The 20,436-nt window shown below is 72.9% G+C and carries 14 protein-coding genes; 6 read left to right on the top strand and 8 right to left on the bottom strand.

Annotated features, from left to right (window positions below; genetic code table 11):
* Positions 1-238: 238 nt before the first annotated feature.
* Together ACIQR3_RS34765 and ACIQR3_RS34760 are read left to right on the top strand one after the other, a co-directional pair.
* A complete protein-coding gene (locus ACIQR3_RS34765) occupies positions 239-898 on the top strand; it encodes a maleylpyruvate isomerase family mycothiol-dependent enzyme (RefSeq protein WP_403545088.1) in 660 nt (219 codons plus the stop codon).
* A gap of 22 nt (positions 899-920) precedes the next feature.
* Entirely contained in the window at positions 921-2,357 is a 1,437-nt protein-coding gene (locus ACIQR3_RS34760; RefSeq protein WP_403545087.1) for a CoA transferase, read from the top strand.
* Between the two features lie 383 nt (positions 2,358-2,740).
* On the opposite strand, the gene ACIQR3_RS34755 is transcribed toward ACIQR3_RS34760, so the two are convergent.
* Both ACIQR3_RS34755 and ACIQR3_RS34750 read right to left on the bottom strand, forming a co-directional pair.
* A complete protein-coding gene (locus tag ACIQR3_RS34755) occupies positions 2,741-3,433 on the bottom strand; it encodes a response regulator (RefSeq protein WP_403545085.1) in 693 nt (230 codons plus the stop codon).
* Positions 3,430-5,031 carry an ATP-binding protein gene (locus ACIQR3_RS34750; RefSeq protein WP_403545083.1) on the bottom strand — a complete coding sequence of 534 codons (1,602 nt, stop codon included), beginning with the start codon at positions 5,029-5,031 and terminating at the stop codon, positions 3,430-3,432. Before ACIQR3_RS34750 ends, ACIQR3_RS34755 begins: the two co-directional genes overlap by 4 nt.
* A 144-nt stretch (positions 5,032-5,175) precedes the next feature.
* Here ACIQR3_RS34750 and ACIQR3_RS34745 point away from each other — a divergent pair, with 144 nt between their 5' ends.
* From ACIQR3_RS34745 to ACIQR3_RS34730, 4 genes are all read left to right on the top strand, one after another.
* A complete protein-coding gene (locus ACIQR3_RS34745) occupies positions 5,176-6,576 on the top strand; it encodes a cation:dicarboxylate symporter family transporter (RefSeq protein ID WP_403545082.1) in 1,401 nt (466 codons plus the stop codon).
* Positions 6,577-6,695: 119 nt separating this feature from the next.
* Positions 6,696-7,097 (top strand): MerR family transcriptional regulator, encoded by a 402-nt coding sequence (locus tag ACIQR3_RS34740; protein ID WP_403545081.1) that lies wholly within the window; start codon positions 6,696-6,698, stop codon positions 7,095-7,097.
* A complete protein-coding gene (gene trxA / locus ACIQR3_RS34735) occupies positions 7,091-7,420 on the top strand; it encodes a thioredoxin (RefSeq protein WP_403545079.1) in 330 nt (109 codons plus the stop codon). Before ACIQR3_RS34740 ends, trxA begins: the two co-directional genes overlap by 7 nt.
* Positions 7,421-7,570: 150 nt before the next feature.
* Positions 7,571-9,841: a HelD family protein gene (locus ACIQR3_RS34730; protein ID WP_403545123.1), complete on the top strand. Its 2,271-nt coding sequence runs from the start codon at positions 7,571-7,573 to the stop codon at positions 9,839-9,841.
* On the opposite strand, the gene ACIQR3_RS34725 is transcribed toward ACIQR3_RS34730, so the two are convergent.
* The 6 genes from ACIQR3_RS34725 to ACIQR3_RS34700 all read right to left on the bottom strand — a co-directional run bounded on the left by ACIQR3_RS34725 (position 9,838) and on the right by ACIQR3_RS34700 (position 20,130).
* Positions 9,838-10,869, bottom strand: a complete 1,032-nt coding sequence (locus ACIQR3_RS34725; RefSeq protein WP_403545078.1) for an amidinotransferase — start codon at positions 10,867-10,869, stop codon at positions 9,838-9,840. The genes ACIQR3_RS34730 and ACIQR3_RS34725 overlap by 4 nt on opposite strands.
* Before the next feature lie 116 nt (positions 10,870-10,985).
* The gene (glgB, locus tag ACIQR3_RS34720) at positions 10,986-13,415 is read right to left on the bottom strand and encodes a 1,4-alpha-glucan branching enzyme (protein ID WP_403545076.1); all 2,430 of its coding nucleotides are present in this window, start codon (positions 13,413-13,415) and stop codon (positions 10,986-10,988) included.
* A gap of 54 nt (positions 13,416-13,469) precedes the next feature.
* Positions 13,470-14,864, bottom strand: coding sequence for a maltokinase (locus ACIQR3_RS34715; protein ID WP_403545075.1), 1,395 nt, complete (start codon positions 14,862-14,864; stop codon positions 13,470-13,472).
* Between the two features lie 102 nt (positions 14,865-14,966).
* Positions 14,967-16,667: a maltose alpha-D-glucosyltransferase gene (treS, locus tag ACIQR3_RS34710; protein ID WP_403545073.1), complete on the bottom strand. Its 1,701-nt coding sequence runs from the start codon at positions 16,665-16,667 to the stop codon at positions 14,967-14,969.
* Complete coding sequence (locus tag ACIQR3_RS34705; protein ID WP_403545071.1) at positions 16,664-18,724, bottom strand: alpha-1,4-glucan--maltose-1-phosphate maltosyltransferase; 2,061 nt, start codon at positions 18,722-18,724, stop codon at positions 16,664-16,666. The genes treS and ACIQR3_RS34705 overlap by 4 nt, the downstream gene beginning before the upstream one ends.
* Before the next feature lie 206 nt (positions 18,725-18,930).
* A complete protein-coding gene (locus tag ACIQR3_RS34700; protein ID WP_403545069.1) occupies positions 18,931-20,130 on the bottom strand; it encodes a S8 family peptidase in 1,200 nt (399 codons plus the stop codon).
* Positions 20,131-20,436 lie beyond the last annotated feature (306 nt).

Below are 20,436 nucleotides of genomic sequence, written 5' to 3'. Positions count from 1 at the left end.
CTCCTGGTGGCCTACGTCGTTGTGGCCGGGATAGCTGCTCGGTGAACGTAGGAGGAATCGTCAGGCCGGGTCAATGCGTGTGCGGGGGGCGGGGAGGTACGGCCGTGTGATCGGATCGCTCACCGGCGACGATTTCGCTCCGGCGCGAGAGTCTTCTCCGGGAGCGCCCCCGCCGGGGGCACCGCAGATGACGAACCCTGACGATCTCTGACGATCTCTGACAGGAGTGCACCGCCCCATGACTGATCCGGCACGGACAGCGGACCGCGACCGCGCGACCGGCATATGGCCTTCGATCCACGCCGAGCGCGCCGCGCTGGCGGCGGATCTCGCGGAGGTGACGGACGAGCGGTGGGAGACGCCGTCGCTCTGCGCGGGGCTGACGGTGCGCGAGGTGCTGGCGCATCTGACGGCGGGCGCGAGCCTCACCACCGCGCGCTGGCTGGCGGGGGTGATCCGCTGCCGGTTCGACTTCGACAAGCAGGTGGCCCTGCGACTGGCGGAGCAGCTCGGCGCGGGCCCGGACGAGACCCTCGAACGCTTCCGGCGCGTCGTCCCGAGCACCACCAGGCCGCCCCTGCCCGCCATCGCCATGCTGGGCGAGACGATCGTCCACGGCGCGGACATCCGGCGCCCGCTGGGCATCCGCCGTGCCGGTCCGGTCGGGGTCGTCACGGAGGTGGCCGAGTACTACGCGGGGACGGACATGGTGGTCGTCGCCAAGGGGCGGATCGGCGGCCTGAGGCTGGTGGCGGACGACGGTCCGTTCACCACCGGTTCCGGAGCCCTCGTGACCGGTCCCACCCTGGCCCTGGTGATGGCGATGACCGGACGCGGGGCGTACTGCGACGACCTCGAAGGCGACGGGGTGGACCTGCTCCGGGGTCGCTGCGGGTGACACTCAGTGCCATAGTGGAGGGATGAGTTCTTCCGTCGGCTCTTCCATCGGCTCTTCAGTCGGCTCTTCCGTCGGCGCTCCCGTCGCTTCGGGCGCGTCACAGGCCTGGGTGGCACTGGGTGCCGATTCCTCCTTGCTCGACCGGGTGTCCTACGGCGGTCCGTCCGGGGGACTGCCGGCGCGGTTGCCGGTCATGGAGCTGGCGCGGGCCACCGTCGCGGTGTGCTCGCTCGCCGCCGCCGAGCTGACGTCCCTGCGCACGCGACGGCCCGTGCCCCGGGTACGGGTGAACGACGAGGCGGTCGCGGCGGCGTTCCTCAGCGACCGCCTGGTGCGGGTCGACGGGCGGGCGTGGTCGGCGTTCGCGCCGCTGTCCCGGTTCTGGCGGACGGCCGACGGGTGGGTCCGTACGCACGCCAACTACCCGCACCACCGGGCCCGTCTGCTCGCCGCCCTCGGGGTGCCGGGGGACGCCGGCGAGGAGGCGGTGGACGCGGTGGCACGGGCGGTCGCGGGGCGTACCGCGCTGGAGGTGGAGGAGGCCGTGTACGCGGCGGGCGGCCTGGCCGTCGCGGTACGCGGCCCGGGGGAGTGGGCCGGCACCGAGCAGGGCGCCCTGGTCGCGGAGCGCCCGCTGCTGACGACCGCGCGCCTGGACGACGCCCCGCGCCGGGTGCTCGCCGGCGCCGCGCTGCCGTGCGCGGGGCTGCGCGTCCTGGACCTGACCCGTGTGCTCGCCGGGCCCGTCGCCACGCGGACGCTGGCGCTGCTCGGCGCGGACGTGCTGCGGATCGACGCCCCGCATCTGCCGGAAAGTCAGGAGGCCCACAACGACACGGGCATGGGGAAACGGTCGGCCACCCTGGACCTGGCGGACCCCACCGGCCGCCGGGTCTTCGAGGCACTGCTCGACGAGGCCGACGTGGTGGTCACCGGGTACCGGCCGGGCGCGCTGGACCGGTTCGGACTGTCGCCCGAGGCGCTCGCGGAGCGCCGGCCGGGTCTCGTGATCGCCCAACTCTGCGCATGGGGGCAGTACGGCCCGTGGCACGAGCGCCGCGGCTTCGACAGCCTGGTCCAGGCGGCCACGGGCATCGCTCGACTGGAGGGTTCACCGGACGCGCCCGGCGCGCTGCCCGCCCAGGCGCTCGACCACGGCACCGGCTACCTGCTGGCGGCCGGGGTGCTGCGCGCCCTCACCGAGCAGCACCGCACGGGAGGCACCCGCCTGGTCCGCCTGGCCCTGGCGCGGACCGCGCACTGGCTGCTCCACGACCTGGCCCCCGCTCCGGGCGAGGAGGACGGCTTCGACGCCGGGCGCCGGCTGACCGAGACCGACAGCCCCATGGGCCGCCTGCGGCACGCGCTGCCGCCGGTGGCGTACGACGGGGGTCCGGTGAACTGGGGGCGCCCGCCGGGGCTGTGGGGAGCGGATGCGCCGGTCTGGGGCGGCGCCTGACCCCACCCGGCGGTCACCGCAGGTGGTGGTCGGCGGCCCCGGCCCTGACGCCGAGAACGAGGGCGCGAGCGAGGGCTTCGCGGGTGTCGGTCAGGGGGTTGGTCCTCCTGTCCGGCCACGGCGATGTCCGGCGCCGGGGGAGGCGCCGGCCAGGACGTGTTCGGGCCGGCCCGGGTCGATGGCGGTGGCACCGCCGACGCGCGACGAGCGGTCGCCGGCGTCTGGCCGGACTGCCCCACCGCTCGGTGGTCCTGGGGCACGATCTGGCCGCGGACACGGACTTCCTGGTGAAGCCGCCGCCGCGCAGCCCGGCGCGTACAGCCTGCCCCACGGCCTCCGAGCGGTCCGCCTTCCGGGCAGGAGCCATGGCCGGAGAGCTGTGATCACCGCCCTCGGTCCTCCCCGCCCCGCACCCACCGGTACTGCAACTCCGGCCGCCCCACCGCACCGTACTGCGGGCGCCGGGCCGCGCGGCCGGTGTCGACGAGGTGTTCCAGGTAGCGGCGGGCGGTGATGCGGGAGATGCCGACGGCCTCGCCGAGGGCCGCCGCGGTGAGGCCCTCCCCGGCGGCGCGCAGGGTGTCCGTCACGCGCTCCAGGGTCGGTGCGCTCAAGCCCTTCGGCAGCGCCGCGGGCCCCGGTGGGCGCAGCGTGGCCAGCGCGCGGTCGACCTCGTCCTGGCCGCTCGCCTCCCCGGCGGTGCCCCGGAACTCGGCGTACCGGACGAGGCGGTCGCGCAGGGTCGCGAAGGTGAACGGCTTCAGGACGTACTGGACGACGCCCAGGGACACGCCCTCGCGGACCACCGTCAGGTCCCGTGCCGACGTCACCGCGATCACGTCGGCGCGGTGGCCGGCGGCGCGCAGGGTGCGGGCCAGCTGCAGTCCGTGCACGTCCGGCAGGTGCAGGTCGAGGAGGATCAGGTCGACCGGCGTGCGGTCCAGCACCCGGCGGGCCTCGGCGCCGGAGTGCGCCTTGCCCACCGCGGTGAACCCCGGCACCCGGCCGACGTACATCACGTGCGCGTCGGCGGCGACCGGGTCGTCCTCGACCACCAGGACGCGGATGGCCGTCATGCCCGTACCGCCGTCAGCGGCAGCTCCGCCTCGAAGGACGCCCCGCCGCCCGCCGCCGCCGTCACCGACAGGGTGCCGCCGTGCCGGTGGACCGCCTGCCGGACCAGGGCGAGGCCCAGGCCCCGTCCGCCGGGGCCGGCCGGCTTGGTGGAGAAGCCGCGCTGGAAGACCAGGTCGGCGTGGTCGGGGTCGACCCCGGGGCCGGTGTCGGAGACCCGGAGCAGCAGGCGTTCGCGGTCCGTGTACGCGGTGACCGTCACCCGTGCCCGCACCCCGCCCTGCGCCGCGTCCACCGCGTTGTCGATCAGGTTGCCCAGGATGGTGACCAGGTCGCGGGCGGGGAGGGACGGGGGGAGGAGGCCGTCGTCCAGGCGGGAGTCGGGGGAGACGACCAGTTCCACGCCCCGCTCGTTGGCCTGGGCCGTCTTGCCCAGCAGCAGCGCGGCCAGGACCGGTTCGCCGACCGCCGCCACCACCTGGTCGGTGAGCGCCTGGGCCAGCTCCAGTTCCGCCGTGGCGAACTCCACGGCCTCCTCCGCGCGGCCCAGCTCGATCAGCGACACGACCGTGTGGAGGCGGTTCGCGGCCTCGTGGGCCTGGGAGCGCAGGGCCTGGGAGAAGCCGCGCTCGGAGTTCAGCTCGCCCATCAGGGACTGGAGCTGGGTGACGTCCCGCAGGGTGACGACCGTGCCGCGGCGTTCGCCGCCGGAGACCGGGGAGGTGTTCACCACCAGGACGCGGTCGGCGGTGAGGTGGACCTCGTCGACGCGGCGTTCCGAGGCCAGCAGCGCGCCCGTCAGCGGGGCCGGCAGGCCCAGGTCCGCCACCTGGGTGCCGACCACCTCGCCGTCGACGCCCAGCAGCTCCCGGCCGCCGTCGTTGATCAGCGCCACCCGGTGCTGTCCGTCCAGCATCAGCAGGCCCTCGCGCACCGCGTGCAGGGCCGCCTGGTGGTAGTCGTGCATCCGGCTCAGCTCGGCCGCGTTCATGCCGTGGGTGTGCCGGCGCAGCCGCGCGTTGATGACGTACGTGCCGACCGCGCCCAGGGCCAGCGCCCCGGCCGCCGCCGTGAGCAGGGCCGTCAGCTGTTCCCGGGCCAGCTTGCTGATCTCGTCGACCTTGATGCCGGCGCTGACCAGGCCGACGACGCGCCCGCCGTCCCGTACCGGCGTCACCGCGCGGACCGAGGGGCCGAGCGTGCCCGTGTAGGTCTCGGTGAACGTACGGCCGGCCAGGGCGGGCTCGATGTGGCCCCGGAAGGCGCGGCCGATCTGCTCGGGGTCGGGGTGGGTCCAGCGGGTGCCCTCGGGACTCATGATCGTGACGAAGTCGACCTCGGTGTCCGCCATGACCTTGACCGCGTACGGCTGCAACCGCGCCGACGGGCCGGAGGTCCGGATCGCCTCCCGTACGGACGGGGAGCCGGCTATCGACAGGGCCACGGCCCGCGCCTCGCGTCCGGCGGCGGACTCGGCCTGCCCCCGGTCGTTGACGTACGTGAACACCGCGTATCCGGCCACCAGCACCGCGATCAGCACGGCCTGCACGGCGAAGAGCTGTGCGGCCAGGCTGCGGGGGCGGGGGACACGGAGGTGCATGCCGACAGTCTCCCTCTTGGCTGATTGTGAACTAAATGAACACAAGGGTGACCGCGCTCACAGGGCACGAGATAGTCACCGGGTTCCCCCACCCCGGACGTGAGCCGCACGCCGGTGACACCGACGTCGCCAAGGAGGGCCGCCGTGACCAGCGCAGCCGATTCGGCACCAGCCGCACCCCCCGCCAAGCGGGACCGCACGCACTATCTCTACATCGCGGTGATCGTCGCGGTGGCCCTCGGTATCGCCGTCGGCCTGATCGCGCCGGACTTCGCGGTCGAGCTGAAGCCGATCGGGACCGGCTTCGTCAACCTGATCAAGATGATGATCTCGCCGATCATCTTCTGCACGATCGTGCTCGGCATCGGTTCGGTGCGCAAGGCGGCGAAGGTCGGCGCGGTGGGCGGTATCGCCCTCGCCTACTTCATGGTGATGTCACTGGTCGCCCTGGCCATCGGCCTGATCGTCGGCAACATCCTGGACCCGGGCACCGGCCTCGCGGTCACCGACGCCGTCAAGGAGACCGGCCACGCGCAGGTCGACGCGGAGGCCAAGGGCACCACCGAGTTCCTGCTCGGCATCATCCCGACCACGATCGTCTCGGCGTTCACCGAGGGCGAGGTCCTCCAGACCCTGCTGGTCGCCCTGCTCTGCGGCTTCGCGCTGCAGGCGATGGGCAGGACCGGCCAGCCCGTGCTGCGCGGCATCGAGCACATCCAGCGCCTGGTCTTCCGCGTCCTCGCCATGATCATGTGGGCGGCGCCGGTCGGCGCGTTCGGCGCGATGGCCGCCGTGACCGGTTCGGCCGGTGTGGACGCCCTGAAGAGCCTGGCCGTGCTGATGCTCGGCTTCTACGTCACCTGCATCCTGTTCGTCATCGTCGTCCTCGGCGCCCTGCTGAAGATCTGCACGGGCGTCAACGCGCTGTCGCTCTTCAAGTACCTGGGCCGCGAGTTCCTGCTGATCCTGTCGACGTCCTCCTCGGAGTCGGCGCTGCCCCGCCTCATCGCCAAGATGGAGCACCTGGGCGTCAGCAAGCCGGTGGTCGGCATCACCGTCCCGACCGGCTACTCCTTCAACCTCGACGGCACCATGATCTACATGACCATGGCCTCGCTGTTCATCGCCGACGCCATGGGTACGCCGATGTCCATCGGTGAGCAGATCCCGCTGCTGCTGTTCCTGTTCGTCGCCTCCAAGGGCGCCGCCGGTGTCACCGGCGCGGGCCTGGCGACGCTGGCCGGCGGTCTCCAGTCGCACAAGCCCGCCCTGGTGGACGGCATCGGCCTGATCGTCGGCATCGACCGCTTCATGAGCGAGGCCCGCGCCCTGACCAACTTCGCGGGCAACGCCGTCGCCACCGTCCTGATCGGCACCTGGACCAAGGAGATCGACAAGGCGCGGGTCGCGGAGGTGCTGGCCGGACGGGTCCCGTTCGACGAGCGGACCCTCCTCGACGACGGCCACGGCGGCCACGGCGGCCACGACGACGACTCCGCCGGCCAGTCCGAGCAGGACGACGAGAAGGAACTGGCCAAGGCCTGATCCGTCCTTCCCCGGAGAACCCCGGGCGGCTGAGATCTCCCCCCGTTGCTCAGCCGCCCGGACCTCTCGTTCCACTCCTTCTTGCCTTGACGTCCGCGTCAAGGCTTACGTTCGTCCGTATGCGAATCGGCGAGCTGGCCGCACGCGCCGGGACCACGACGCGCACCCTGCGGTACTACGAGGCACGCGGGCTGCTGCCCGCGCGGCGGGACGAGCACGGGCACCGGACCTATGACGAGCGCGATGTGAAGCTCCTGGAGCAGATCAGGACGCTGCGGGACTTCGGGTTCGACCTGGAGGAGACCCGGCCCTTCGTGGAGTGTCTGCGGGCCGGTCACCCCGAGGGCGACTCCTGCCCGGCGTCGCTCGCGGTGTACCGGCGCAAGCTGGCGGAGCTGGACGCGCTGATCGGCGAGCTGCGCGGGGTGCGGTCCACGGTGGCGGCGCAGCTGGCGCGGGCCGAGGCGGCGGCTGCGGAGGGACCTCAGCCGCGCTGCGAACTGGGAGGACACGCATGGTGATCAACGGTGTGGCCGAGGTGTCGGACGCCGACTTCGTGGCGGAGGTGATCGAGGCGGAGCTGCCGGTGCTGGTGGAGTTCACCGCCGACTGGTGCCCGCCGTGCCGGCAGATGGGTCCGGTGCTCGCCGCCGTGGCCGAGGAGGAGGCCGGACGGCTCCGGGTGGTCCAGCTGAACGTGGACAAGAACCCCGACACGACCAACGCCTACAAGGTGCTGTCCATGCCGACCTTCATGGTCTTCCGGAACGGCGAGCCGGTGCGGTCCATGGTGGGCGCCCGGCCCAAGCGCAAGCTCCTGGAAGAGCTGGAGGACGTACTCTGACCAGTCCGACCAGTCCGACCAGGTAGTCAGGGTCAGCCGGAACACAACAAATCCCCCGAGCAATTGCGCTCGGGGGATTTTCTTGCGTACATTAGGTGGTTCGCGACTTTATACAGATATGAGCCGCAAAGAAGTTCATGGGCACAGTATATCCGGGCGGGAGTAGAATTGTCAAACACCGAATATCCGGACGATGAATTGCGGCACGAGCAGGAATTCATCGACGGACTGTACGCGCGTGTGGACGCGCTGCGCGGCGACACCGAGTCCTCGGTCACCGACGCGCTCGCGCAGGGCGACACCCCCATGCAGGCCCGGCTGGAGCGGGACATCCTGGTCGCGGAGCGCTCCGGGCTGCTCGCCGCGCTGAACGCGGTGGACGGCTCGCTCTGCTTCGGCCGGATCGACCTCGCCTCCGGGGAGGACCACCACATCGGCCGGATCGGGCTGCGCGCCGACGACGCCGAACGCACCCCGGTCCTGATCGACTGGCGGGCCGACGTCGCCCGCCCCTTCTACCTGGCCACCGGCCACACCCCGATGGGCCTGCGCCGCCGCCGGCACATCGCCGGCGACGGCCGCCGGGTCACCGCCCTGCACGACGAGATCCTCGACCTCGGGGACCGGACCCGCACCGGGTACGAGGACCCGTCCGGCGACGCCGTGCTGCTGGCCGCGCTGAACTCGGCGCGCACCGGCCGCATGGGCGACATCGTGCAGACCATCCAGGCCGACCAGGACCGCATCATCCGCGCCCCGCACCGCGGCGTCCTGGTCGTCGAGGGCGGCCCCGGCACCGGCAAGACCGCCGTCGCCCTGCACCGGGCGGCGTACCTGCTCTACGAGCACCGGGAACTGCTCGCCAAGCGCGCCGTCCTCATCGTCGGCCCCAACCCGGCCTTCCTCGGCTACATCGGCGAGGTGCTGCCCTCCCTCGGCGAGACCGGCGTGCTGCTGGCCACGGTCGGCGAGCTGTTCCCCGGCGTGCGGGCGACGGCCACGGACACCCCCGAGGCGGCGGCCGTGAAGGGCCGGGCCGAGATGGCCGACGTACTCGCCGAGGTGGTCCGCGCCCGGCAGGCGCTGCCCGACCCGGTGATCGCCATCGAGCACGAGCGCGAGATCCTGATGCTCGACGACGACCTGGTCAGGGTGGCCCGGGAGCGCACCCGTGCCGCCAAGCTGCCGCACAACGCGGCCCGCGAGCACTTCGAGGGCCACGTCCTCAACACGCTCACCGACCTGTACGCCGAGCGCATCGGCACCGACCCCTACGACGGCAGCAGCCTCCTCGACGCCTCCGACATCACCCAGATCCGCGACGAACTCGCCGAGAACCCGGACGTCTGGGCCGCCATCGACCAGCTCTGGCCGAGGATCACCCCGCAGCGGCTGGTGGCCGACTTCCTCGCCGCGCCGGAGGAGTTCCTGCCCGCAGAGGACGCCGCCGCCGTACGCCGCCCGGTGACCCGGCGCTGGACGGAGGCCGACGTACCGCTGCTCGACGAGGCCGCCGAGCTGCTCGGCGAGGACGACCGGCTGGCCCGCGACCGGGCGGCCCGCGAGCGGGCGGAGCAGGTGGCGTACGCGCAGGGGGTGCTGGACGTCTCCTACGCCTCCCGGACGTACGAGTTCGAGGACAAGGACGAGGAGGACTCCGAGGTCCTGTCCGCGCACGACATCATCGACGCCGAGCGGTTCGCCGAACGCCAGGAGGAGGACGACCACCGCAGCGCCGCCGAGCGCGCCGCCGCCGACCGCACCTGGGCCTTCGGCCACATCATCGTCGACGAGGCGCAGGAGCTGTCGCCCATGGCCTGGCGGCTGCTGATGCGCCGCAGCCCGACCCGCTCGATGACGCTGGTCGGCGACCCGGCGCAGACCGCGGAGGCGGCCGGTGTCGGCTCCTGGTCGGAGATCCTCGCCCCCTACGTCGAGGACCGCTGGGTCCACACCCGCCTCGGCGTCAACTACCGCACCCCCGCCGAGATCATGGACGTCGCGGCGGCCGTGGTCCGCGCCGAGGACCCCGCCTTCGAGCCGCCCGGCTCGGTACGGTCCACCGGCGTACGGCCGTTCGTGCGGGCCGTCGACGACCTGCCGGCGGCGGTGGCCGGGGCGGTCGCCGAACTCACCCCCGACGAGGGCCGCCTCGCCGTCATCGCCCCGCGCGACCTGCACGAGGCCCTCGCCGCCCGGCTGGACGGCGTCACGGCGGGCACCGGCCCCGACCTGACCCGCACGGTCGTCCTGCTCGACCCCCGCCAGTCCAAGGGCCTGGAGTTCGACTCCGTCCTGGTCGTCGAACCGGGCCGGTACGGGACGAGCGACCTGTACGTGGCGCTGACCCGGGCCACGCAGCGGCTGGGGGTGCTGCACACGGGGGCCTTGCCGAAGGGGCTGGCGGACATGGCTCCCTAGGTCGCGCCGGGCTCCGGTTCCCGTACCAGCGGGTGGTGGGCGCAGCGGAAGCCGCCGGCGAACGGGGTCACGGCGTCGAAGGGCAGGGTGTGCACGGTGACGTCGCGTGCGGTCAGCGCCTCGGCGAGGTCGGTCAGCCGCGTGTCGACGACCACCTCGCCGGGGCCGAGGACGAGGCTGTTGCCCGCCAGCAGGTTCACGGCGTCGGACAGGGAGACGTCGATCAGCTCCCAGTCCGCGACCGGGTCCGGCACGCCCTCGGGGTACTGCTCCCGGCAGACCACCGCCAGGCCCTCGCGGACGGCGGTGAGACCGTCGTCGAGGTGGATCACCGCCTCGCTCAGCGGTACCGCCCGGACCCGGTAGCCGTCCCCGAGCAGCTCCGCCAGCCACCGCGCGCCCGCCCGGTCGGACGCCGTGCCGCCCCGGCCGCAGCCGACGAGGATGTCCCGGCCCAGCACGAGGACGTCGCCGCCCTCCAGGAACGGCCCGGTCGCCCCCGGCACCTCGGTCGTGCGGTACGGCGGGGGCGGCGGCATCACCGAGTACCGCGCCCCGCGGGCCACCGCCTCGGCGAAGACGGGGCGCAGCCCGAAGCGTTCCTTGAAGCGGGCCGGCAGCCGCAGCGCGGACTCGATGACATGGTCCCCGACCACGATCATCGGGTCGCGGACGAACGTCTGCATGCTGAACCGGTCGCCCTCGCTGCCGTACGCGCCCAGCTCCAGTTCGGTCAGCTCCCGCGGCCGGTGCACGGCCACCCCGCGCCCGGTCAGGAACCGGGCCAGGCCGTCGGCCTGCTCGACGGCCCGTCCGTAGCCGTCCGGGTCCGCCTCCGACCACAGCCGGCCCGCCCAGCGCGGCAGGTCGCGCCGGGTGCTCTCGGGCACGAAGTCCAGTACGCCGGGCAGGCCCGCGCCGATCCGCTCCGGGACCTGGAAGTCGATGACGCGGCCGACCACCGCCTCCTTGAGGACGCCCCACTCGTGGGTGACGTTGACGCGGTCCAGTGCCGGCGGTGTCGTCATGGCCACAGTGCACCTCGCCCGTCCCGGAGACAGTGGTCCTCGTGCCGTCCTGCTGCTCCCTCCCCGCCACCATGGTCCCGCAGGGACCGCGCGAGCGCCTGTCGGCGGACGTACGGTCAGGCCGGCCGCAGCCACACCGTCGCCAGCGGCGGCAGGGTCAGCCCGACGCTCGCCGGACGGCCGTGCCGGCCCCGCGGCTCCGGCTTGACCGGGTCCTGCCGGCCCACGCCGGAGCCGCCGTACCGCGCGGCGTCCGTGTTGAGGACCTCCGTCCAGGCGGGGACGTCGTCGGGGACGCCCAGGCGGTAGTCGGGGCGGACGACGGGGGAGAAGTTGGAGACCGACAGCAGCGGGGTGCCGTCGGTGTCCCGGCGCAGGAAGGCGAGGACGTTGTCCTCGGCGGCGTCGCCGACCACCCACTCGAAACCGCCCGGGTCGGTGTCGCGCCGCCACAGGGCCGGGGTGTCCTGGTAGACGGCGTTCAGGTCGCGGACCAGGTCGAGGACGCCCCGGTGGTCGGCTTCCGCCCCGTACCCCGGGTCGAGCAGCCACCAGTCGGGGCCGGACGCCTCGGACCACTCGGCGCCCTGCGCGAACTCCTGCCCCATGAAGAGGAGCTGCTTGCCGGGGTGGGCCCACATGAAGCCGAGGTACGCCCGGTGGTTGGCGCGCTGCTGCCACCAGTCGCCGGGCATCTTCGACACCAGGGACCGCTTGCCGTGCACCACCTCGTCGTGGGAGATGGGCAGCACGTAGTTCTCGCTGTACGCGTACACCATCGAGAACGTCATCTCATGGTGGTGGTACTTGCGGTGGACCGGGTCGTGGCTCATGTACTGGAGCGAGTCGTGCATCCAGCCCATGTTCCACTTCAGCCCGAAGCCGAGGCCGCCGAAACCGCTGGGTCCCTTGTGGTGGGTGGCGCGGGTGACGCCGTCCCAGGCCGTCGACTCCTCCGCGACGGTCACCACGCCGGGGCAGCGCCGGTAGACGGTCGCGTTCATCTCCTGGAGGAAGGCCACCGCGTCCAGGTTCTCCCGGCCACCGTGCTCGTTCGGCGTCCACCGGCCCGGCTCGCGCGAGTAGTCCAGGTAGAGCATCGAGGCGACGGCGTCCACCCGCAGGCCGTCGATGTGGAACTCCTCGCACCAGTACACGGCGTTGGCGACGAGGAAGTTGCGCACCTCGCGCCGCCCGTAGTCGAACTCCAGCGTCCCCCAGTCGGGGTGCGCGGCCCGCAGCGGGTCCGCGTGCTCGTACAGCGGGCGGCCGTCGAACTCGGCCAGTGCCCAGTCGTCGCGCGGGAAGTGGGCCGGCACCCAGTCCATCAGGACGCCGATCCCGGCCTGGTGCAGCCGGTCGACCAGGTACTTGAAGTCGTCGGGGCCGCCGAGCCGGGCCGTGGGCGCGTAGAAGCCGGTGACCTGGTAGCCCCAGGAGCCGCCGAAGGGGTGCTCGGCGACCGGCATCAGCTCGACGTGGGTGAAGCCGAGGTCCTTGACGTACGCGGGGAGTTCCTCGGCCAGTTCGCGGTAGGTCCGGCCGGGCCGCCAGGACGGCAGGTGCACCTCGTACACCGAGAACGGCGCCTCGTGCGCGGCCGTGGCCGTACGGCGGGCCAGCCACTCGGCGTCGCCCCACTCGTGGTGCGAGGCGGTCACCACCGACGACGTCTCGGGCGGCACCTGGGTGCGGCGGGCCAGCGGGTCGGCGCGCAGGGTGCGGGAGCCGTCGGGCCGGGTGATCTCGAACTTGTACAGCTCGCCCTCCCCGACCCCCGGCAGGAACAGCTCCCACACCCCCGACGAGCCCAGCGACCGCATGGGGTGGCCGGTGCCGTCCCAGAAGTTGAAGCCGCCGGCCACCCGGACGCCCCGCGCGTTCGGCGCCCACACCGCGAACCGGGTGCCGGTGACGCCCTGCCAGGTCATCGGGTGCGCGCCGAGCGCCTGCCACAGCTGCTCGTGCCGGCCCTCACCGATCAGGTACAGGTCCAGATCGCCCAGCGTGGGCAGGAAGCGGTACGCGTCCTCGGTCTCGTGCGCGGTGCCCTCGTAGGTCACCAGGAGGCGGTACTCCGGTACGTCGGACAGGGACAGCAGCCCGGAGAAGAAGCCGTCGCCGTCGTCGTGCAGCTCGGCCCGCGCCTCCCCGGCGACCACGGTCACCGCCAGCGCGTACGGCCGGAAGACGCGGACCGCGATCCCGCCGCCGGGCAGCGGGTGGGCGCCCAGTACGGCGTGCGGGTCGTGATGCGTACCGGCGAGCAGCCGCTCGCGGTCGGCGGCGGACAGGGCGGGGGAGACGGCCGGGACAGGGGCGGCGGGGGGCGCGGGGGCCTCCGTCTTGCGCTGCGCGGGCACCTGCTTCTTGCGGGCCGGAGCCGTCGGCGTCTTCTTCGCGGCCGTCGCCTTCTTGACTGTCGGCGTCTTCTTGGCGGCCGTCGCCTTCTTGGCGGCCGTCGCCTTCTTGGCCGCCGCCTTCTTCGACTTCTTCGCCGCGCTCTGTTCCTCGGCTGTTTTCTCGGGGTCCGGGCGGGGGGTCACGGGGAGAGCCTCCTAGAGGTCAAGCCGGTCAAGCCGGTTGAGCCGGTCAGCCGGTCAGGCCGGTTCGGACGCGGCCAGGCGTCGGGCCGCGGACAGCGGGACCGGCAGCCAGTCGGGGCGGTGCCGGGCCTCGTACACCACCTCATAGACCGCCTTGTCCGTCTCGCAGGCGCGCAGCAGCACCGGATCGGTACGCGGATCGACGCCGCTGACCTGCGCGTACCCGGTGCAGTACGCGGCCCGGCAGGTCGCGGCCCAGCCCGGTGGCGGGGCGTCGGCCGCGTGCGCGGCGTAGTCGAAGGAGCGGAGCATCCCCGCGATGTCCCGGGCCGGCGGCTGCGGCAGCCGGCGTTCGGCGAGCGGTTTGGCCGGCTCGCCCTCGAAGTCGATCAGCGACCACCGCCCGGACGGGGAGCGCAGGCACTGCCCGAGGTGCAGGTCGCCGTGGACCCGCTGGGCGGTCCAGGTACGGCCCTCCGCGGCCAGCGAGCCCAGCGCGGTGTACGCCGAGCGCAGCCCCGGCGCGTACGGCAGCAGCGCCGGCACCGCGCGCACGGCGTGGTCCAGCCGCTCGGTCATCTGGGCGGCCATCCGCTCCAGGTGCCCGCGGCCCAGGGTGACGGTCGGCAGGGCCGCGGCCAGTGCCGTGTGCACCTCGGCGGTGGCCCGGCCCAGCTCCCGCGCCTCGGCGGCGAAGTCCTCGCCCTTGGCCAGCTCCCGCAGGGCCAGCTCCCAGCCGTCGGCCGCGCCCTGGAGGTAGGGCTGGAGCACGCCCAGTACCCAGGTCTCGCCGGCCAGGTCGGCCACCATCCACGCCGTCGGGGCCGGCACCCGGGGGCAGCCGGCGCGGGCCAGCGCCAGCGGCAGCTCCAGGTCGGGGTGGACGCCGGGCACGATCCGGCGCAGCAGCTTGAGGATGAACGTATCTCCGTAGACGACCGAGGAGTTGGACTGTTCGGCGGTCATCAGGCGGGGCGCGAGGCCGGCGCGGATCTCCTGCTCCGGGTCCCGTTCGAAGCGCAGCCCGCCGACGCGGGCCCGGCTGCGCAGTGCCTCCAGGACCACCTCGGCGGGCCGGGTGTCGTACAGGGCGTCGTAGACCGTCCGTCCCGTCAGCGGGCCTTGGCGCACATGCCCGATCAGCGCGGGCGCCAGCCGGGGCGGCAGTGCCTCGCGCACCCCTATGAGGAGCTGGTAGCAGTCGCCCGGGTGCTCGGGCGCGGCCGGGGCGGGGGCATCCGGCTGGTGGGCCCGCAGCAGGACGTGGATCAGGCCCAGCCGGGCGGTGGGGGGCAGCAGTTCGGTGGCGGCGACGAGCGAGAACCCGGTGACCGGACGCCCCTTGCCCGCGAACCAGCGCTGCCGGGGCAGCCACTCCCGCAGGAGGGGGTCCAGGGAGGCGAGGAGGGCGGGGGTGCTGGCGACGGTACGGGTCTCGGCATCCGGCATGGCGGCGCGTCCCTTCCCCGGGCTCGGGGGTCGGCGGGGTCGTCGGGCGATTACTTCTGCGTGCCCCGGGCGGGGCGGTGGAAACCGCCCCGCCCGGCCGTTCTAGGCGGCGTCCGCGCGCAGGCGGAACCAGTAGAAGCCGTGGCTTCCGAGGGTCAGCAGGTACGGCAGCTCACCGATGGCCGGGAAGCGCACCCCGCCGAACAGCTCCACCGGGTGGCGTCCGTGGAAGGCGCTGAGGTCCAGCTCGGTGGGCTGCGCGAACCGGGAGAAGTTGTGCACGCACAGCACGAGGTCGTCCTCGTACTCGCGCAGGAACGCCAGCACCGCCGGGTTGGTGGACGGCAGTTCGGTGAAGGAGCCGAGGCCGAAGGCCGGGTTCTGCTTGCGGATCTCGATCATCCGCCGGGTCCAGTGCAGCAGGGACGACGGGGAGGACATGGACGCCTCGACGTTGGTCACCTGGTAGCCGTAGACCGGGTCCATGATCGTGGGGAGGAAGAGCCGCCCCGGGTCGGACGACGAGAACCCGGCGTTGCGGTCCGGGGTCCACTGCATCGGGGTGCGGACGGCGTCCCGGTCGCCGAGCCAGATGTTGTCACCCATGCCGATCTCGTCGCCGTAGTAGAGGATCGGCGAGCCGGGCAGGGAGAGCAGCAGGGCGGTGAACAGCTCGATCTGGTTGCGGTCGTTGTCCAGCAGGGGGGCCAGGCGACGCCGGATGCCGATGTTGGCGCGCATGCGGGGGTCCTTGGCGTACTCCGCCCACATGTAGTCGCGTTCCTCGTCGGTGACCATCTCCAGCGTCAGCTCGTCGTGGTTGCGCAGGAAGATGCCCCACTGGCAACGGGACGGGATGGCCGGGGTCTTGGCGAGGATCTCGGAGACGGGGTACCGGGACTCCCGCCGTACGGCCATGAAGATGCGCGGCATGACCGGGAAGTGGAACGCCATGTGGCACTCGTCGCCGCCGCTCGGGTAGTCCCCGAAGTAGTCGACGACGTCCTCCGGCCACTGGTTGGCCTCGGCCAGCAGCACCGTGTCCGGGTACTGGGCGTCGATCTCCTTGCGGACCCGCTTGAGGAAGGCGTGCGTCGCCGGAAGGTTCTCGCAGTTGGTGCCCTCCTCCTGGTAGAGGTACGGCACCGCGTCGAGCCGGAACCCGTCGATCCCCAGGTCCAGCCAGAACTTCAGGGCGGAGATCATCTCCTCCTGCACGGACGGGTTCTCGTAGTTGAGGTCCGGCTGGTGGGAGAAGAAGCGGTGCCAGTAGTACTGCTTGCGGACCGGGTCGTACGTCCAGTTGGACGCCTCGGTGTCGACGAAGATGATCCGCGCGTCCTGGAACTGCTTGTCGTCGTCGGCCCAGACGTAGTAGTCGCCGTAGGGGCCGTCGGGGTCCTTGCGGGACTCCTGGAACCACGGGTGCTGGTCGCTGGTGTGGTTCATGACGAAGTCGATGATGACCCGCATGCCGCGCTGGTGGGCGGCGTCCACGAACTCCACGAAGTCCGCCAGGTCGCCGAACTCGGGCAGCACGGCGGTGTAGTCGGAGACGTCGTAACCACCGTCTCTGAGCGGGGACTTGAAGAACGGCGGGAGCCAGAGGCAGTCCACGCCGAGCCACTGGAGGTAGTCGAGCTTGGCGGTCAGGCCCTTGAGGTCGCCGACGCCGTCGCCGTTGCTGTCCTGGAAGGAGCGGACGAGCACCTCGTAGAAGACGGCTCGTTTGAACCAGTCCGGGTCGCGGTCCTTGGCCGGGGTGTCCTCGAAGGTGTCCGGTACGGGCTCATTGACGATCATGTTGTGGGTGACCCTCCGATCTGCGGGGTGGACGGTCGCAGAACCGCGAAGACGTGCGCGGGCCGACGGCCCGGTTCCAGGCGCACGTAGTTGGCCCTGCCCCAGTGATAGGTCTCACCGGTCAGCTCATCGCGCACCGGCACCGACTCGTGCCGGTCCAGGCCGAGGTGTGGCATGTCCAACGAGACCGTGGCCTCCTGGGTGTGGTGGGGGTCGAGGTTGACGACCACCAGTACCGTGTTCGAACCCTGCCGCTTCGAGTACGCGATCACCGCCTCCTTGTCGGTGTGGTGGAAGTGGAGATCGCGCAGTTGGCGCAGGGCGGGGTGGGTGCGCCGGATGGTGTTGAGGCGGGTGATGAGGGGGGCGATGGTGCGGCCCTCGCGGGCGGCGGCTTCCCAGTCGCGGGGTTTGAGCTGGTACTTCTCGCTGTCGAGGTACTCCTCGCTGCCCTCGCGCAGGGGGGTGTTCTCGCAGAGTTCGTAGCCGCTGTAGATGCCCCAGGCGGGGGAGAGGGTGGCGGCGAGGACGGCACGGGCCTCGAAGGCGGGGCGGCCGCCGTGCTGGAGGTAGGCGTGCAGGATGTCGGGGGTGTTGGCGAAGAAGTTGGGCCGCATGTAGGAGGCGGCCTCGCCGGAGAGTTCGGTGAGGTACTCGGTCAGTTCCTGCTTGCTGTTGCGCCAGGTGAAGTAGGTGTACGACTGCTGGAAGCCGATCTGGGCGAGGGTGTGCATCATCGCGGGGCGGGTGAACGCCTCGGCCAGGAAGATCACGTCGGGGTCGGTGCCGTTGACGTCGGCGATGACCCGCTCCCAGAACACGACCGGCTTGGTGTGCGGGTTGTCGACGCGGAAGATCCGCACCCCGTGGTCCATCCAGTGCCGCAGTACGCGCGTGGTCTCCGCGACCAGGCCGTCCATGTCGGCGTCGAAGGCGATGGGGTAGATGTCCTGGTACTTCTTCGGCGGGTTCTCGGCGTAGGCGATGCTGCCGTCGCCGCGGCGGTGGAACCACTCGGGGTGTTTGTGCACCCACGGGTGGTCGGGGGAGCACTGGAGCGCGAAGTCCAGGGCCACTTCGAGGCCGAGTTCACCGGCCCGGCGGACGAAGTCGTCGAAGTCGTCCAGGGTGCCGAGGTCCGGGTGGACGGCGTCGTGACCGCCCTCCGGGGAGCCGATGGCCCAGGGCACACCGGGGTCGTCGGGACCGGCGGAGAGGGTGTTGTTGGGGCCCTTGCGGTGGGTGGTGCCGATGGGGTGGACCGGCGGGAGGTAGACGACGTCGAAGCCCATCGCGGCGATCGCCGGGAGCCGGCGGGCGGCGGTGCGGAAGGTGCCGTGCGGGCGCTCGGGGGTCCCCTCGGAGCGGGGGAAGAACTCGTACCAGGCGCCGTACAGCGCCCGCTCCCGCTCCACCAGCAGCGGCAACGGGTCGGAGGAGGTGACCAGTTCGCGCAGCGGGTACCGGGCGAGGACCGCGTCCACCTCGGGCGTCAGTGCGGCCGCCAGCCGGGACGCGGCCGGGCGGGTCTCGTCCCGCAGCGCCTCGGCGGCGGCCAGCACGTCGCGCCGGCCCGCCTCCTCGGGCACCTGCGCGGCGGCCCGCTCGTACAGCCGGGCGCCCTCCTCCAGGACGAGCCCGGTGTCGATGCCGGCCGGGATCTTGACGCGCGCGTGGTGCCGCCAGGTGGTGACGGGGTCGCTCCACGCCTCGACGGCGTACGTCCACCGGCCCGGTGCCCCGGGGGTCACCTCGGCGCCCCAGCGGTCGGTGCCGGGGGCCAGTTCCCGCATGGGCGTCCAGGGGCCGGGGCGGCCCTCGGGGTCCCGCAGGACGACGTTGGCGGCGACCGCGTCGTGTCCCTCCCGGAACACGGTGGCCGATATCCGGAACGTCTCGCCGGTCACCGCCTTGGCGGGCCTGCGCCCGTGCTGGACCACCGGACGGACGTCGAGCACGGGGATGCGGCCGACGGCCGGGGTCGCGGGTGCGGCGGCGCCGGGGGGTGGGGCGCCGTGCGCTGTGGGGGGTGCTGACGAGTGGTGCGTGGCGGGCATGACCGCTCCTGTCCGCGTCGACGAGGGTGGGCGGATGACGGTGGGGAGGTGGGTCGCGCGGGGTCTTACCAAGCGTGTACCGCAGGAGCCTTCCCCCACTCTTCGGGTGGGCAATCCGGCGCTTTGTTAACTACTCACGCGTACCTCTCCCGATCCCTTGCGTGTCCCGCGTGTCCCCGCGTCTCCCCGCGCGTCCCCGCGGACGCTCAGGTGCGCGGCACCCGCAGCAGCCGGTCCGGCGATCCCGCGCCCCGCCCGGACACCTTGCCCGAAACGGCCCCCGACACCAGCGCCTTGGCCACCCGGGCGGGCTCGGCGCGCGGATGCGCCGCCAGGTACAGCGCCGCCGCGCCCGCCGCGTGCGGCGCCGCCATCGACGTACCGGAGGCCGTGGCCCGCGCGGTGTCGCCCGCGCGGGACGCCGAGGTGACCGACACGCCCGGGGCGAACAGGTCGACGGCGGCGCCGTAGTTCGAGAAGGCGGCCCTGGTGTCGTTCCGGTCGGTGGCGCCGACCGTGACGGCCTGTGGCAGCCCGGCGGGGGAGTACCCGGACGCGGGGCGCCCGGAGTTGCCCGCGGCGACCGTGTACGTGACGCCGGAGGCGATCGAGGCACGGACGGCGGCGTCGAGCCGGCTGTTGCGCGGACCGCCGAGGCTGAGGTTGGCCACCGCCGGCCTGCGGGCGTGCCGGGTGACCCAGTCGATGCCGGCGATGACCCGGGCGGTGGTGCCGGCGCCCTGGTCGTCCAGGACGCGTACGGCGACCACCCGGGCCTTCTTGGCCACGCCGTACGCCGATCCGGCGGCGGTGGCCGCGACATGGGTGCCGTGTCCGTTGCCGTCCTGGGCGGTGCGGTCCCGGTCCACGAAGTCCCAGCCGCTGCTCGCCCGGCCGCCGAAGTCCCGGTGCGAGGTGCGGACGCCGGTGTCGATGACGTAGACCGTCACGCCCTTGCCGCCGCTGCCGGGCGCGGTGTAGCGGCGGTCCAGTGGCAGGCTCCGCTGGTCGACGCGGTCGAGACCCCAGGACGGCGGGTTCCTCTGCGTGCCGTCCACGACCACGCGGGTGTCCTGGACGACCGAGGCGACCCGGGCGTCGGCCGCGAGCCGCCGCGCCTGTCTCGCGTCGGCGGTGACGGCGTATCCGTTCAGCACCGTGCCGTAGGTGTGGCTGATTCTCGCCCCGTACGCACCGGCGATCTCCTGCCCGTCGGCGGCGGCCGCCCGCACCTCCGCCTTCAGTGTCACCAGGTAACTCCCGCTCACCGAGCCGGGTGCACCGGCGCCGAGTACGCGGCCCTCCGGTGCGGCCTGCGCGGGCAGGGTCATGGCCGAAAGCGCCGCGGCACAGCTCACCGCGACCAGGCCCCCCGCCGAGCGCAGACGCGTGCGCGTCCGTGCCATGGTGTGAGTTCCCCTCCTCGGTCCGGCGGGCCGCCCTCCCCGGGACCGCCACGCCTGCACGCAGCCTCTCGTGCGCCACGAAGGGTCACAAGGTGGCCCAGCGGGGTGGAATCAGCCAAATCGGGACGTGCGGTGCGCGAGGGGGCGGCGGAGAACCGCTGGTCCGTACGGCGGGCCCGGGCGCCGCCGTTCCCGCCGATCGGGCGGTCTGCGGGCGAAGCCCCCACGGGGGCCGCCATGACGCCGGTACCGTCGGAGAGGCGGCGCGGTACACACCGCGTCGTTCCCGCGATCGCGTGAGGTGGA

The sequence above is a fragment of the Streptomyces sp. NPDC090994 genome (assembly GCF_044768905.1).
Classification (GTDB): domain Bacteria; phylum Actinomycetota; class Actinomycetes; order Streptomycetales; family Streptomycetaceae; genus Streptomyces.
The sequence above is the reverse complement of the archived record's forward strand: the minus strand, read 5'-3'. Positions and strand labels throughout refer to the sequence as shown.

Coding starts and splice junctions, on each gene's coding strand:
- ACIQR3_RS34740 (WP_403545081.1), top strand. CDS start 6,696: ATGCGAATCGGCGAGCTGGCCGCACGCGCCGGGACCACGACGCGCACC.
- trxA (WP_403545079.1), top strand. CDS start 7,091: ATGGTGATCAACGGTGTGGCCGAGGTGTCGGACGCCGACTTCGTGGCG.
- ACIQR3_RS34705 (WP_403545071.1), bottom strand. CDS start 18,724: ATGCCCGCCACGCACCACTCGTCAGCACCCCCCACAGCGCACGGCGCC.
- ACIQR3_RS34750 (WP_403545083.1), bottom strand. CDS start 5,031: ATGCACCTCCGTGTCCCCCGCCCCCGCAGCCTGGCCGCACAGCTCTTC.
- ACIQR3_RS34765 (WP_403545088.1), top strand. CDS start 239: ATGACTGATCCGGCACGGACAGCGGACCGCGACCGCGCGACCGGCATA.
- ACIQR3_RS34700 (WP_403545069.1), bottom strand. CDS start 20,130: ATGGCACGGACGCGCACGCGTCTGCGCTCGGCGGGGGGCCTGGTCGCG.
- treS (WP_403545073.1), bottom strand. CDS start 16,667: ATGATCGTCAATGAGCCCGTACCGGACACCTTCGAGGACACCCCGGCC.
- ACIQR3_RS34715 (WP_403545075.1), bottom strand. CDS start 14,864: ATGCCGGATGCCGAGACCCGTACCGTCGCCAGCACCCCCGCCCTCCTC.
- ACIQR3_RS34725 (WP_403545078.1), bottom strand. CDS start 10,869: ATGACGACACCGCCGGCACTGGACCGCGTCAACGTCACCCACGAGTGG.
- ACIQR3_RS34755 (WP_403545085.1), bottom strand. CDS start 3,433: ATGACGGCCATCCGCGTCCTGGTGGTCGAGGACGACCCGGTCGCCGCC.
- ACIQR3_RS34760 (WP_403545087.1), top strand. CDS start 921: ATGAGTTCTTCCGTCGGCTCTTCCATCGGCTCTTCAGTCGGCTCTTCC.